Annotated in this window: 14 protein-coding genes; 4 read left to right on the forward strand and 10 right to left on the reverse strand. The window is 73.4% G+C overall.

Annotated elements, in window-relative coordinates:
* Positions 1-3 precede the first annotated feature (3 nt).
* Positions 4-1,437, forward strand: coding sequence for an MFS transporter (locus ACVJO7_RS11160; protein WP_491672802.1), 1,434 nt, complete (start codon positions 4-6; stop codon positions 1,435-1,437).
* A gap of 53 nt (positions 1,438-1,490) precedes the next feature.
* Here ACVJO7_RS11160 and ACVJO7_RS11165 read toward each other — a convergent pair whose 3' ends face one another.
* From ACVJO7_RS11165 to ACVJO7_RS11205, 9 genes are all read right to left on the reverse strand, one after another.
* Positions 1,491-3,050, reverse strand: a complete 1,560-nt coding sequence (locus tag ACVJO7_RS11165) for an alkaline phosphatase D family protein (RefSeq protein WP_491672803.1) — start codon at positions 3,048-3,050, stop codon at positions 1,491-1,493.
* Positions 3,051-3,130: 80 nt separating this feature from the next.
* Positions 3,131-3,268, reverse strand: coding sequence for an MFS transporter small subunit (locus ACVJO7_RS11170; protein WP_344020919.1), 138 nt, complete (start codon positions 3,266-3,268; stop codon positions 3,131-3,133).
* Positions 3,265-4,662: an L-lactate MFS transporter gene (locus ACVJO7_RS11175; RefSeq protein WP_491672804.1), complete on the reverse strand. Its 1,398-nt coding sequence runs from the start codon at positions 4,660-4,662 to the stop codon at positions 3,265-3,267. The genes ACVJO7_RS11170 and ACVJO7_RS11175 overlap by 4 nt, the downstream gene beginning before the upstream one ends.
* A gap of 153 nt (positions 4,663-4,815) precedes the next feature.
* On the reverse strand, positions 4,816-6,108 hold the full coding sequence (gene clpX, locus ACVJO7_RS11180; protein WP_344020631.1) for an ATP-dependent Clp protease ATP-binding subunit ClpX: 1,293 nt from the start codon (positions 6,106-6,108) through the stop codon (positions 4,816-4,818).
* 238 nt (positions 6,109-6,346) lie between these two features.
* A complete protein-coding gene (locus ACVJO7_RS11185; protein WP_085913253.1) occupies positions 6,347-7,006 on the reverse strand; it encodes an ATP-dependent Clp protease proteolytic subunit in 660 nt (219 codons plus the stop codon).
* A 32-nt stretch (positions 7,007-7,038) separates the two neighbouring features.
* Positions 7,039-7,641, reverse strand: coding sequence for an ATP-dependent Clp protease proteolytic subunit (locus ACVJO7_RS11190; protein ID WP_344020913.1), 603 nt, complete (start codon positions 7,639-7,641; stop codon positions 7,039-7,041).
* 321 nt (positions 7,642-7,962) lie between these two features.
* Entirely contained in the window at positions 7,963-9,453 is a 1,491-nt protein-coding gene (tig, locus tag ACVJO7_RS11195) for a trigger factor (RefSeq protein WP_491672805.1), read from the reverse strand.
* A 229-nt stretch (positions 9,454-9,682) separates the two neighbouring features.
* Positions 9,683-9,976 carry a hypothetical protein gene (locus tag ACVJO7_RS11200; protein WP_491672806.1) on the reverse strand — a complete coding sequence of 98 codons (294 nt, stop codon included), beginning with the start codon at positions 9,974-9,976 and terminating at the stop codon, positions 9,683-9,685.
* A gap of 96 nt (positions 9,977-10,072) precedes the next feature.
* Positions 10,073-10,249 (reverse strand): CsbD family protein, encoded by a 177-nt coding sequence (locus ACVJO7_RS11205; protein ID WP_344020636.1) that lies wholly within the window; start codon positions 10,247-10,249, stop codon positions 10,073-10,075.
* 122 nt (positions 10,250-10,371) lie between these two features.
* Between ACVJO7_RS11205 and ACVJO7_RS11210 the strand changes: the two genes are divergently transcribed.
* From ACVJO7_RS11210 to ACVJO7_RS11220, 3 genes are read left to right on the forward strand one after another with little or no spacing between them, the layout of a single operon-like run.
* Entirely contained in the window at positions 10,372-10,989 is a 618-nt protein-coding gene (locus tag ACVJO7_RS11210; protein ID WP_344020638.1) for an RNA polymerase sigma factor, read from the forward strand.
* On the forward strand, positions 10,980-11,540 hold the full coding sequence (locus ACVJO7_RS11215; RefSeq protein ID WP_344020640.1) for an Asp23/Gls24 family envelope stress response protein: 561 nt from the start codon (positions 10,980-10,982) through the stop codon (positions 11,538-11,540). The genes ACVJO7_RS11210 and ACVJO7_RS11215 overlap by 10 nt, the downstream gene beginning before the upstream one ends.
* Positions 11,537-11,893, forward strand: coding sequence for an Asp23/Gls24 family envelope stress response protein (locus tag ACVJO7_RS11220; protein ID WP_491672807.1), 357 nt, complete (start codon positions 11,537-11,539; stop codon positions 11,891-11,893). The genes ACVJO7_RS11215 and ACVJO7_RS11220 overlap by 4 nt, the downstream gene beginning before the upstream one ends.
* A 25-nt stretch (positions 11,894-11,918) precedes the next feature.
* Here the strand turns inward: ACVJO7_RS11220 and ACVJO7_RS11225 are convergent, their stop codons facing one another.
* The gene (locus tag ACVJO7_RS11225) at positions 11,919-12,725 is read right to left on the reverse strand and encodes a (2Fe-2S)-binding protein (protein WP_491672808.1); all 807 of its coding nucleotides are present in this window, start codon (positions 12,723-12,725) and stop codon (positions 11,919-11,921) included.
* Positions 12,726-13,023 lie beyond the last annotated feature (298 nt).

The following is a 13,023-nucleotide window of genomic DNA, read 5'->3' on the forward strand; positions in this document are numbered from 1 at the left end:
GCCGTGCACCCTCCCCTTCCGGACGGTCCCCCGACCACCCGCCCGGCCGGGACCGCACCCGCGGTCACCCGGCGCGGCCTGTTCCTCGCGCTCGTCTGCAGCACCCAGTTCGTGCTGCTGGTCGGCGGGACCGTCGTCACCGTGTCGCTGCCCGCCATCGGCGCCGAGCTGGCGTTGTCCCCCGCGGGCCTGCAGTGGGTGCTCACCGCGTTCATGCTGACCTTCGGCTGCCTGCTCCTGCTCGGCGGGCGCACCGCCGACGTGCTGGGCAGGCGCCGGGTGTTCCTGGCCGGCCTGGTGCTGTTCGCCGCCGGATCGCTGCTCTGCGCGCTCACCACCACCCCCGGCCTGTTCATCGCGGCCCGGGCCGCCGCCGGAGCCGGCGCGGCCCTCGCATCACCGGCCGCGATGTCGCTGCTCACCACGGTGTTCGTCGCACCCGGCGAACGCAGCCGGGCGCTGGGCGCCTGGGCGGCGGTCGGGGCCGCGGGGGCGACGCTGGGCAACGTGGTGGGCGGACTGCTGACCACCGCCGGGGGCTGGCGCTGGATCTTCCTGGTGAACGTCCCGATCTGCGTGCTCGCCGTCGTCGGGGCGTTCCTGCTGGTACCGGCGCTGCCCGGGGTCCGCGGCCAGCGGCTGGCGATCGTCGACGGGCTGCTCGGCACGGTCGCGGTCGGCATGCTGATCCTCGGGCTGACGCTGGTCCAGACCCGCGGCGTGGACCCGGTCGCGATCGCGCTGCTCGCCGGGACCGTGCCGGTGGCCGGGCTGTTCCTGCTGATCCAGGCCCGGCACCCGGATCCGCTGCTGCCGCTGTCGCTGTTCCGCTCCCGCACCGCGATCGCCTACCTGTTCATGCTGGTCACCGCCGGGACGTCGATCGGGCCGTACTACGTCAGCTCGCTGTTCATGCAGCAGACGCTGGGCTGGACGGCGCTGCAGGCCGGGGCGGCGTTCGTCCCGTGGGCGGTGCTGATCGCGGTCGTCGCGCAGGTGGTGTCCCGGGTCCTGCAGCGGACCGGGCCGCGGCTGGTCATCCCGCCCGCGCTGCTGGCCGTGGCCGCGGGCGGTGCGGTGCTCGCGACGGCGATGCGGCCGGACGCGACCTACCTCGGCGGGCTGCTGCCGGCGTTCCTGCTGCTCGGCCTGGGCACCGGCGCGGCGGGCGTCGCCTGCACGGTGACCGCGATGTCCGGCATCCCGCCCGAGCGGCACGGGGTCGGCGCCGGGGCGCTGAACAGCACCCAGGCGGTCGGCAGCGCGCTCGCGATCGGGATCGCCGTGCTGCTCGCCGGGGCCGGCGGGTCCGTCCCCGGCGCGGCCCCCGGCCTGGACGGCTACCGGTTCGCGCTGCTCACCGTCGCCGGTGTGGCCCTGGCCGCCGCCGCGCTGGCCGCGGCCACGCTCCCGCCCCGGAACCCGCACACCCCCTGAGCCCGCCGCACACCTGTTGCGGCGGGTGTGCGGCGGCGCGCAGGGGTGTGCGGTCAGGACGCGGTGAGCGTCCGGCTCCAGAGGGAGGCGCCGGTCTGGTCGCGCAGGTGCACGGTCAGGGCGGAGCCGTCGCCGGCCACGTCCAGCTCGCCGAAGTGCTGGAAGCCCTCCAGCGGGGACGCGCCCGGGCGGTCCGGGCCGCGGACGAACTCGGCGCGCGGGCCGAACGTCGGGTCCAGCTCGTTCGGCCCGAACGCCCCGGCGTGCAGCGGCCCGGACACGAACTCCCAGAACGGGTCGAAGTCGTCGAACGCGGCCCGGTCCGGCGAGTAGTGGTGGGCGGCGGTGTAGTGCACGTCCGCCGTCACCCAGACGACGTCGCGGACCTGCCTGCGGTGCAGCGCCGCGAGCACCCCGGCGATCTCCGACTCGCGCCCGGACGGCGGCCCGGGGCGGCCGTTCGCGACGGCCTCCCAGGCGGTGTCGCCGTCGGGGACCAGCACGCCCAGCGGCATGTCCGACTGGACGATCTTCCAGGTCGCCCGGGACGACGCCAGCGCGTCGACCAGCCAGCGCGCCTGCCGCTCCCCCAGGATCCGCTCGTCCGGCCCGGTGTTGGCGGTGTTCGGGCCGCGGTAGGAGCGCATGTCGATCACGAACACCTCGACGTGCGGGCCGAACGTCAGCCGCCGGTACACCCGCCCGTCGACGGCGGCGCGCGGATCGAGCGGCTGCCACTCGTGGAACGCGCGGAACCCCCGGGCGGCGAGCACGTCGACCCGCCGCTCGGTGTAGCCCTCGGCGGGCCCGCCGGTGAGGACCTCCCCCGGGTACCAGTTGTTGGTGACCTCGTGGTCGTCCCACTGCACGATCTGGGCGACCGACGCGGCGTACCGGCGCAGGTGCTCGTCGAGCAGGTTGTAGGCGTACTGGCCGCGGAACTCGGCGAGCGACTCGGCGACCTTCGCCTTCTCCGGGGTCAGCTCGTTGCGCCAGATCCGGCCGTCCGGCAGCGTGAGGGACTCGGTCAGCGGCCCGTCGGCGTACACCGTGTCGCCGCAGTGCAGGAACAGGTCGGGTCGGCGGTCGGCCATCGCGGAGAAGATCCGCATGCCGCCGTGGCCGCGGTCGATCCCCCAGCCCTGCCCGGCGACGTCGCCGGACCACTGGATCCGGACCGGCTCGCCCGGCCCGGGCGGGGCGCGGAACGACCCGGTCAGCGGCTCGCTCGCCGGCCCGCCGTCGAGCGGATCGGCGCGGACCCGGTAGTGCACCCGGCCGGTGCCCGCGGGCACCCGCAGCTTCCCGGCCAGGTCGGTGTCCGGGGTCAGCACCGGGCCGGGGATCCGGCGGGCGCGCCGGAACCCCGGATCGTCGGCGACCTCGACCACCATCCGGGACGGCCGGTCGGCCCGGGTCCACACCAGACCCGAGCCAAGCCGGACGTCGCCGGCCTGCACCCCGTGGGTGAGGACGGGACGGCCGGTCCGGAGCAGGGCCGGTCCGGCGGAGGCGGCGGCGGGCAGCCCGAGCGCGGCGGCACCGGCGATGCCGCCGGCGACCGCGGTGCGCAGCAGGGCGCGTCGGTTCAGGACGTGTCGTTCGGAGACCACGACGACCGATGCTCACCCGTCGGGGTGACCCGGTGCCCCCGTCCGGCCGACGTCCGGATGAACGTCGGGTGCCCGGCCGGTCAGCCGAACAGCGCCGGGATCTTCAGCACCAGCTGGTACAGGCCGTAGGCGAACGGCACCCCGACCCAGATCCAGGCCAGCACTGCGCCGACCCACTGCAACGGCCCCCACGTGGCGGCGGCCTCCGGTGTGCTCACGACTGCGCTCCCTTCGACGCGACGGCCTCGCGGTCGGCCGGTTCGTCCGGCTCCGGCTCGTGGTGCTTCGGGTCCACCGGCTTGATCAGCTCGTTGCAGACGAAGGCGATCACGAGCAGTACGATCATGATCGCGAACGCCGCGGTGTAGCGGCCGGGGCCCTCGACCCCGGCGTCGATCCGAGCGTCGGCGATCGCGTTGACGATCAGCGGCCCGAGCACGCCGGCGGTGGACCAGGCGGTCAGCAGCCTGCCGTGGATCGCGCCGACCTGGTAGGTCCCGAACAGATCGCGCAGGTAGGCGGGCACGGTGGCGAACCCGGCGCCGTAGAACGACAGGATCAGCACCGACGCGACCAGGAACAACGCCCGGCTCTGGTTCGGGATCAGCGTGATCAGCAGGTACAGCAGCGCACCGACGCCGAGGTAGATGCGGTACATGTTCTTCCGGCCCAGCACGTCGGACAACGACGACCAGGCGATCCGGCCCAGCGAGTTCGCCAGCGACAGGATCGAGACGAACCCGACCGCGGCGGCGGCCAGCGTCTCCGCCGTGCCGGTCTCGGCGAAGAAGTCCTGGAAGATCGGGTTGGCCCGCTCCAGGATGCCGATGCCAGCCGTGACGTTGAAGCAGAGCACCACCCAGAGCAGCCAGAACTGCGGCGTCCGCAGCGCGTTGCGGGCCGACACCTGGCCGGTCGAGATCATCCCGGACTTCTTCGCCTGGCCCGGCGTCCATCCGGCGGGCGCCCAGCCCTCGGCGGGCACCCGGATGAGCAGCCAGCCCACCGACATGAACACCAGGTAGATGGCGCCCATCGCGAGGAACGTGTTCCCGATCCCCGGCACCGACGGCGAGTCACCGCTCGCGCCGAACGTCGACAGCAGCGACGCGGTCAGCGGCGATGCGATCAGCGCACCGCCACCGAAACCCATGATGGCCAGCCCGGTCGCCAGTCCCGGCCGGTCCGGGAACCACTTGATGAGCGTCGACACCGGGGAGATGTAGCCGACCCCGAGACCGATCCCGCCGACGAAGCCGTAGCCCAGCACCACCAGCCAGAACCAGCCCAGGTGCAACCCGATCCCGGAGATCATGAAGCCGGACACGAAGCAGGCCGTCGCGACCACCATCGCCCAGCGCGGCCCGTTGGCGTCGACCTTGGTGCCGAACAGCGCGGACGACAGCCCCAGCATGATGATCGCGAGGGTGAACGGCAGCGCGCTCGCGACGCCGGAGATGTCCAGCCCGCTCTCCAGCGGCGCCTTGAACGCGCTCCACGCGTACGCCTGGCCGATCGCCAGATGGATGGACAGCGCGGCCGGCGGAACGAGCCAGCGGCTCCATCCCGGCGGTGCGACGATGCGCTCCCTCGTCAGAAACCCGGCCGTCATGGCCCTCCTTCAAGCTCGTTGATAGCGCAACGCTAAGTAACCGTTCGGAGTACAGCAACCGGAGTAGCCGATCGATCGGCTCACCCCGCCGCACACACGACGACGCCGGTCCCGCCAGATGGCGGGACCGGCGTCGGCCGGGTACGAGGGTACTCAGGCGGAACGGTCGCGGCGCTCCCGGCGCGGGGACTGCGTCCGCGGGACGATCGTCGGGTTCACGTTCTCCTTGACGGTCTCCGCGGTGACCACGACCTTGGCGACGTCGTCGCGGCTCGGGATGTCGTACATGACCGGCAGCAGGACCTCCTCCATGATGGCGCGCAGGCCGCGGGCCCCGGTGCCGCGCAGGATCGCCTGGTCGGCGACGGCGTCCAGGGCCTCCTCGGCGAAGTCCAGCTCCACGCCGTCCATCTCGAAGAGCTTGCGGTACTGCTTCACCAGCGCGTTGCGCGGCTCGGTGAGGATCTTGACCAGCGCGTCCTTGTCCAGCGAGGTCACCGACGCGACGATCGGCAGCCGGCCGATGAACTCCGGGATCAGGCCGAACTTGATCAGGTCCTCGGGCAGCGTCTCGGCGAAGCTCTCCGCCGGGTCCATGTCCTTCTTCGAGCGGATGTCGGCGCCGAAGCCGATGCCGGACTTCCCGACCCGCTCGCCGATGATCCGCTCCAGCCCGGCGAACGCGCCCGCCACGATGAACAGCACGTTCGTCGTGTCGATCTGGATGAACTCCTGGTGCGGGTGCTTGCGGCCGCCCTGCGGCGGGACGCTCGCCGTGGTGCCCTCCAGGATCTTGAGCAGCGCCTGCTGGACGCCCTCGCCGGAGACGTCCCGGGTGATCGACGGGTTCTCCGACTTGCGGGCGATCTTGTCGACCTCGTCGATGTAGATGATCCCGGTCTCGGCGCGCTTCACGTCGTAGTCGGCGGCCTGGATCAGCTTCAGCAGGATGTTCTCGACGTCCTCGCCGACGTAGCCCGCCTCGGTCAGCGCCGTCGCGTCGGCGATCGCGAACGGGACGTTGAGCAGCTTGGCGAGGGTCTGCGCGAGGTAGGTCTTGCCGCAGCCGGTCGGGCCGAGCATCAGGATGTTCGACTTGGCGATCTCGATGTGGTCGCCGCCGTCGCCACCGGCGGCGCGGTTCCGCTCGCCGGCCTGGATGCGCTTGTAGTGGTTGTAGACCGCCACCGACAGCGTGCGCTTGGTGCCGGACTGGCCGACGACGTACTGGTCGAGGAACTCGTGGATCTCGGCGGGCTTGGGCAGCTCGTCGAGCTTCACCTCACCGGCCTCGGCCAGCTCCTCCTCGATGATCTCGTTGCAGAGATCGATGCACTCGTCGCAGATGTAGACGCCGGGGCCGGCGATGAGCTTCTTGACCTGCTTCTGGCTCTTCCCGCAGAACGAGCACTTCAGCAGGTCCCCGCCGTCGCCGATGCGTGCCATAGGTGTCGATCCCCAGTCCTGGTCCGGCGTTCTAGCGTCTACCCGTCCGACGAGCCCGAGCTCGACCGACGCAGCGTGGCTCCGACTCTCACCGCAGGCCCCCGAAGCCACGTCGAGGTCTCCGGAGGAGACGGTACCTGCCCGGACCCGCCGCCGGGGACTCTCGGGGAGTCCGATTCGGCAGCGGGTCGGCGGGCGGTCACCGGTGGCACGGCGGCCACCGGTGACCGGATGTCGCTTACCTGCCGCTGGTGGCGGACAGCTTCCTGCTCTGCACGATCTCGTCGACCAGGCCGTAGTCCTTGGCCTCCTCGGCCGTCAGGATCTTGTCCCGGTCGATGTCCTCGCGCACCTGCTCGGCGGTGCGGTTCGAGTGCCGCGCGATGACCTCCTCCATCCGCTTGCGGATGCGGGAGATCTCGGTCGCCTGGATCTCCAGGTCCGACACCTGGCCGTAGACGCCCTGGGTGGCCGGCTGGTGGATCAGGATGCGGGCGTTCTCGACCGCCATCCGGCGGCCGGGGGTGCCGGCGCAGAGCAGCACCGCCGCGGCCGACGCCGCCTGCCCCAGGCAGACGGTCTGGATGTCGGGCCGGATGAACTGCATCGTGTCGTAGATGGCCATCAGCGACGTGAAGGACCCGCCGGGCGAGTTGATGTACAGCGAGATCTCGCGGTCCGGGTCCAGCGACTCGAGCACCAGCAACTGGGCCATGGTGTCGTTCGCCGAGGTGTCGTTGATCTGCTCACCGAGGAAGATGATGCGCTCCTCGAAGAGCTTGTTGTACGGGTTCGACTCCTTGACCCCGTAGCTGGTGCGCTCCACGTAGGACGGCAGCACGTACCGGGCGCGGGCCGGGTCCGGGGCGTAGCCGCCGGGGCCGCGCAGGTCGGCCATTGACTCCGGGTGGCGCGGATCGAAGGTGCTCATCAGGCGCTCCCGTTCTGCGATCCCGCGCCCGGCGCCCGGCCGGCGTGGGTCACGACATGATCGACGAAGCCGTACTCGAGGGCCTCCTGCGCCGAGAACCAGCGGTCCCGGTCGGAGTCCCGCTCGATGGTCTCGACGGTCTGGCCGGTGTGCTCGGCGATCAGCTCCGCCATCTCCCGCTTGGTGCGGCGGAACTGCTCGGCCTGGATCGTGATGTCGGCCTCGGTGCCGCCGACGCCCGCGGACGGCTGGTGCATCATGATCCGCGCGTGCGGCAGCGCGAAGCGCTTGCCCCGGGCCCCGGCGGAGAGCAGGAACTGCCCCATCGACGCGGCCATCCCCATCACCGTGGTCGACACGTCGCACGGCACCAGGTTCATGGTGTCGAAGACGGCCATGCCGTCGGTGACCGAGCCGCCCGGCGAGTTGATGTAGAGCTCGATGTCCTTCTCGGGGTCCTCGGCCGCGAGCAGCAGCATCTGCGCCGCGATCCGGTTCGAGATCTCGGCGTCGACCTGCTGGCCGAGCACGATGATCCGCTGCTGCAGCAGCCGCTCGTAGACCGAGTCGGACAGCGACATGGCGCTGAGTCCGGACCGCATCTGCGCCCCGGTTCCGCGGCCCTGGAGCGGGCCGGTGTCCTGCTGGCTCACTTCACCCTGCTTTCCGAAGTCTCGCCCGGCCGGCGCGAGGCGCCCGCCGGATCGGAGAAAGTCTTCCTCTGGATCGCTCTCGTTCTCCGGTGTCGGGTCTTGCGAACCCGCTCCGGCCCTCGTGGGGACCGGTTCGGGGCCGACCCTACGCGGACCGGGAGGCCCACGTGGGGAGCGACGCCCGATGTTCGCCGAGAGCGCACCGACCGGTCCGCCGGAGCGCCGGCCGGACCCGGCCGGTCGGCGCTCCGGCGCCGTCGGTGGACCGGATCAGGCCTTGGCGTCGGCCTTCTCGTCGGCCTGCTCGGCCGTGCCGTCCTCGGTGGACCCGGCGGTCCCCGTGTCGGTCCCACCGTCGGTCGCGACGACCTCGCCGGGGACCTCCTCGACGGTGCCGTCCTCGGTGCCGTCCTCGGTGCCGTCGTCCGAGCCGAGCAGGTCGGACAGGTCGACCGCCTCGCCGCCGGGCAGCGTCACCGACGCCGACCGGACGGCCGTGATGAGCGCCTTCGAGCGGCGGACGTCCTGGTAGATCACGCCGAGCTGGCCGGCCTGCTGGATCTGCTGGACGAACTGCTCGGGCGGCATCCCGTACTGCTGGGCCTGGTAGACGATCCGCTCGGTGAGCTCCTGGTCGCCGACCGAGATCTGCTCGGAGTCGGCCAGGGAGTCGAGCACCAGGCGGTACCGGACGGCCTTCTCGGCCTCCTCGCGGGTCTCGGCGTCGAACTGCTCGCGGGTCTTGTCCTGCGAGGACAGGAACTCGGCGAACTTGTCCTCGTCGTGGTCGAAGGCGTGCACCGCGTCGTGCGCGCGGGTGTCGACCTCGGCCTGCACGACGCTCTCCGGCAGCGGGACCGGGTCCTCGCCGACCCGGGCGCCCTCGACCAGCTTGTCGAGCAGCCGGTCGCGGGCCTGCGCGGCCTGCTCCATCCGCTTCGACTGGCCGAGCCGCTCGCGCAGGTTCTCGGTCAGCTCGTCGAGGGTGTCGAACTCCGACGCGAGCTGGGCGAACTCGTCGTCGGCGTCGGGCAGGTGCCGCTCCTTGACCGTCGTCACCTTCACGGTGATCTCGGCCTCGCGGTCGGCGTACTCGCCGGCGACCAGCGTGGAGGTGAAGGTCTTCTCGTCGCCGGCCGACATGCCCTGCAGGGCCTCGTCGATGCCCTCGATCAGGCCGCCCTGGCCGACCTCGTAGGAGAAGCCGGTGGTGGTGGCCTCCTCGATCTCCGTGCCGTCGACGGCCGCGGAGAGGTCGATCTGGACGTAGTCGCCGTCTTGGGCGGGACGCTCAACGCCGGCGAGGGTGCCGAACCGGGCGCGCAGCTGGTCGAGCTGCTCGGTCACGTCGTCCTCGGAGACCTCGGTCTCGTCGACCTCGACGGTCAGGCCGGCGAGGTCGGGGAGCTCGATCTCCGGGCGCACGTCGACCTCGGCGGTGAACGCGAGGCGCTCGCCGTCGGCGATCTCGGTGACCTCGATCTCCGGGCGGCCGATCGGGGTGACGTCCTCGGACGACACCACGGCCTCCTGGTACTTCGTCGGGATCGCGTTGTTCACGACCTCGTCGAGGACCGGGCCGCGGCCGATGCGGGCCTCCAGGATGCGGGCCGGCGCCTTGCCCGGGCGGAACCCGGGGATGCGGACCTGCTCGGCGATCTTCTTGTACGCGCGGTCGAAGTCGGGCTTGAGCTCGTCGAACGGCACCTCGACGTTGATCCGGACGCGCGTCGGGCTGAGGTGCTCGACGGTGCTCTTCACGGTGGAACTCCTTGGGCGGTACGGCTGTGCGAACGGGCCGCGTGCAGCGGCCCCCGGTCTGTGCTGTGACCCACCTGCCGGTACGGCGGACGACCCGGGGGGTCGCTCCTGGCCGGGTGCGGGCACGTCGGACGTGCTCGGCTGGCGGCGGGGCGCCCGCGCGAGTCTAGGCGAGGCCGGTCACGGTGCGTCGGGCCGGGCGTCGCGTCGCGTCGCAACGCCCCCGGCCTCAGCTCGCCACGGCCCCGACGTCGGCGACGGTGACCTCCACCTCGAGGGTCTCGTCGCCGAGCACGACGCGGACCCGCGCGGCGACCTCGTCGGCGATCTCGCCGAACGGCCTGCCCAGCGCGACGACCACGGCGATCTCCACCGGGTCGCCCAGCCGGACCCCGTACACCCGCAGGCCCGGCAGGTAGGAGGCGACGGTGCCGAACGGGCCACCGTCGAGCCGCAGCACGGCGGGATGCGCCAGCACGGCCGCCGCCACGTCCTCGGGCCCCGGTCCCGTCCGCTCGGTCACCCGGGCAGCCTAGCGACCGGAACCGGCCCCGCGGCACCGGAACACGACCGCGCCCCCGGACCGGGTCCGGGGGCGCGGTGGCGTGCGACGGCGGGATCAGTCCTTGGTGAAGGCGTCCTTGATCTTCTCGCCGGCCTGCTTCAGGTTGCCGGTGGCCTGGTCGGCCTTCCCCTCGGCCTGAAGGTCCTTGTCGTCGGTGGCCTCGCCGGCGGCCTCCTTGGCCTTGCCGCCGAGCTCCTCGGTCTTGTTGCTGACCTTGTCGCCGAGTCCCATGCGCGTTCCCCCTCCGGAGTGCGTGTCCGACGGGCGCGAGGACGACGCCCTCGCTACCGTCGCTGTCCCGGAACGGGTACCCGACAGCCCCGTTCCCACACATCGAGGAGCGAGGCGCCGCCGTGCAGGCCACCGACCCGGCATCCGGGGCGTCCGCGGTCCCGGAGGCCGCCGCGCCGGCCGCGGCCCGCCCGGCGCTCGACGACCTGACACTGGTCGCGAGGGCCCAGGACGGCGACGTCCACTCCTTCGCCGAGCTCGCCCGCCGGCACCAGGACGCCCTGTTCCGGGTCGCGGTCCGGGTGCTCGGGCACCGCGCGGACGCCGAGGACGCGCTGCAGGAGGCGCTCATCGACGCCTGGCGCAAGATCGGGACCTTCCGCGGCGACGCCGCCTTCTCCACCTGGATGTACCGGATCGTGACCAACCGGTGCACCGCGCTGATGCGGCGGAAGCGGCCCACCGTGCCGCTCCCGGACGACGACGCCGCCGGTGCCATGCTCGTCGCCGGGTCCGGCTCGCCGGAGCGGGCCGCCGAGGTGGACGCCGAGCTGGCCGCGCTGTCCCGCGCACTCGCCGACCTGCCCGGCGACCAGCGCACCTGCTGGGTCCTCCGCGAGCTGGAGGGACTGGGCTACGCGGAGATCTCGCACATCACCGGGGCCTCCGAGACGGCCGTGCGCGGTCGTCTGCACCGGGCACGGACGGCGCTGGCGGAGAGGATGCGGGCATGGCGGTAGAGCAGGTGGAGCCGTTGGCCTGCGGCCGCGACGCCGCCGACGTCTGGGACCACGCGGACGCGGGCACGCTCGACGAGCACGAGCTGGGCTGCCCGCACTGCCGGTCGGCGCGGGCCGACCACGACCGGCTCGGCGGGCTGGTGACCCGGATGGCGGCGGAGCCGCTGCGGCCGCCGCCGTCGGTGCTGGAACAGGTGCTCGGCGCGGTCGTCGCCGACCTGCGCCCGCACGAGCTGCTGGCCCTCGGCCCGGACGCCTGGCTGGGCAGGCCGACCGCGGAGGCCGCGCTGCGGCACGTTGTCGACTCGATGGGCGGGCTGCGCGCCCGGCACTGCCGGATCGAGCAGCGCAGGCCCGCCGAGCCCGGCGCCGCACCGGTGTGGGTCCGGATGACGGTGACCGCCCGGTTCGGGGTCGACCTGGCGTCGGTCACCGCCCGGGTCCGGCAGATGGTCATCTCGGCCGGGGAGCGCACCCTCGGCGTCCCGATCGCCGGCGTCGACATCCATGTGGAGGACCTGTGGGACGACACGGCGGAGGCCCGGCGATGACGACCAGGCTGCGGATCTCCGATCTGGCGCTGGCCCGGGTCGCCGCGTACCGGGCCCGCTCGGTGCCCGGGGTGGAGATGCTGGTCGGCGACGTGGCGCAGACGCTGCTCGGGCTGGCCGCGGAGTGGCTCCCTCGCGAGCCGGTACCCGCGGAGCTGCGCAGCCAGGGCGTCGTCGCGACGGTGCACGGCTCGGAGGCCGAGGTCCGGGTGACCGTGGCGGTCCGGTTCGGCACCGAGTGCGCCGCCCTCGCCGCCCGGGTGCGGGCCGAGGTGTCCGAGGAGATCGCCGCGACGACCGGGCTGGTCCCCCGGGTCCGGGTCACGATCGCCGAGATCGCCCTGCCCGACTAGCGCACCGGCGCCGCCCTCCCCCGGGTCAGCGGAGCACGCAGTCCCCGCACGCCCCGCCGCCGGGGACGTGCACGTAGAGGCAGCAGGAGCGGCGCCGGAAGGCCCAGCCGCCGGACGGCCCCCGGTCGCCCGCCGGGTGCCGCAGCAGCGCACCGGTCGCCCCGGACGGCAGCGGCCCGCGCAGCGCCGGATGGTCGGCGAGCGCGCCGAGCAGGGCGAGGAACGCGGGCCGGGCGGCCGGGCGGGCCGGGTCCAGCACCCGGGCCGCCCCGGCGACGGCGGACACCACGTTGCCGCGCAGCACCCGCCCGGACACCCGCACCCGGGCGGTGACCGCGGCGTACAGCGGCTCCAGGTGGGTCCGCGCGAGCTCGCGGGCCAGCAGGTCGGCGGCGCCGGCGGGGTCCCGGAGCGGGTCCGGCGTCCGGACGGCGGCCGGGCCGGGATCGCCGTCGGGCAGTCCCGGGGCCCAGGGGTCCTCGCCGCCGGGGTCCCGGCGCAGCCCGGCGAGCCGGGGCAGCGTCGCGTGCAGCGCGACGGCCGCGAACGGCGCCGACACCAGCCGGGCCGCCATCCCCTGCACCGCGATCGACGCGGCGATCCGCCGGCCGGTCCCGAGCGCCGCGGCCACCTCGTCGATCCGGGCCGACAGCGGATCGCCGCCGGCCCCCGGCGGGCGGTGGAGCTCGTCCCACCGCTGCCAGCCCGGCCCGGCCGGGACGGTCACGGCGAACCAGGGGCCGATCCGGGCGACGTCGGCCAGCACGGCGGCGGCCTCCTCCGGGGGGACCGGCGGGGCGGGCACATCGGCGGGAATGTCGGGCGGGCGCATCGGGCTCCAGTGTCCCCGCCCGCGCCGCGCAGCGGCGGTCCTGTAACGGTTCGACCACGGTCGGCGATCTCAACGGGCGAGAGGCTGCTCCCGGCCGCTGGTCACGCCTCGCTCACCGTCCGGACACGGGACGGCAACGTCTGCCTGCTCGAATGGCCAGCGATCCACATCACGGGGCCGACGGCCGATCATCAGTAGCGCGCTCGGGTAGCGGCGTGCGACTCTGTGCACTCGCCAGACCGCACTCGCCGGGGTGTGCGGTCGAACCGTGCCGCAGGGAGTTGGCCGGGTACTGAAA

This window comes from Pseudonocardia sp. DxW (genome assembly GCF_058448985.1).

Coding starts and splice junctions, on each gene's coding strand:
- ACVJO7_RS11175 (WP_491672804.1), bottom strand. CDS start 4,662: ATGACGGCCGGGTTTCTGACGAGGGAGCGCATCGTCGCACCGCCGGGA.
- clpX (WP_344020631.1), bottom strand. CDS start 6,108: ATGGCACGCATCGGCGACGGCGGGGACCTGCTGAAGTGCTCGTTCTGC.
- ACVJO7_RS11185 (WP_085913253.1), bottom strand. CDS start 7,006: ATGGCCGACCTGCGCGGCCCCGGCGGCTACGCCCCGGACCCGGCCCGC.
- ACVJO7_RS11190 (WP_344020913.1), bottom strand. CDS start 7,641: ATGCGGTCCGGACTCAGCGCCATGTCGCTGTCCGACTCGGTCTACGAG.
- ACVJO7_RS11205 (WP_344020636.1), bottom strand. CDS start 10,249: ATGGGACTCGGCGACAAGGTCAGCAACAAGACCGAGGAGCTCGGCGGC.
- ACVJO7_RS11215 (WP_344020640.1), top strand. CDS start 10,980: ATGGCGGTAGAGCAGGTGGAGCCGTTGGCCTGCGGCCGCGACGCCGCC.
- ACVJO7_RS11220 (WP_491672807.1), top strand. CDS start 11,537: ATGACGACCAGGCTGCGGATCTCCGATCTGGCGCTGGCCCGGGTCGCC.
- ACVJO7_RS11225 (WP_491672808.1), bottom strand. CDS start 12,725: ATGCGCCCGCCCGACATTCCCGCCGATGTGCCCGCCCCGCCGGTCCCC.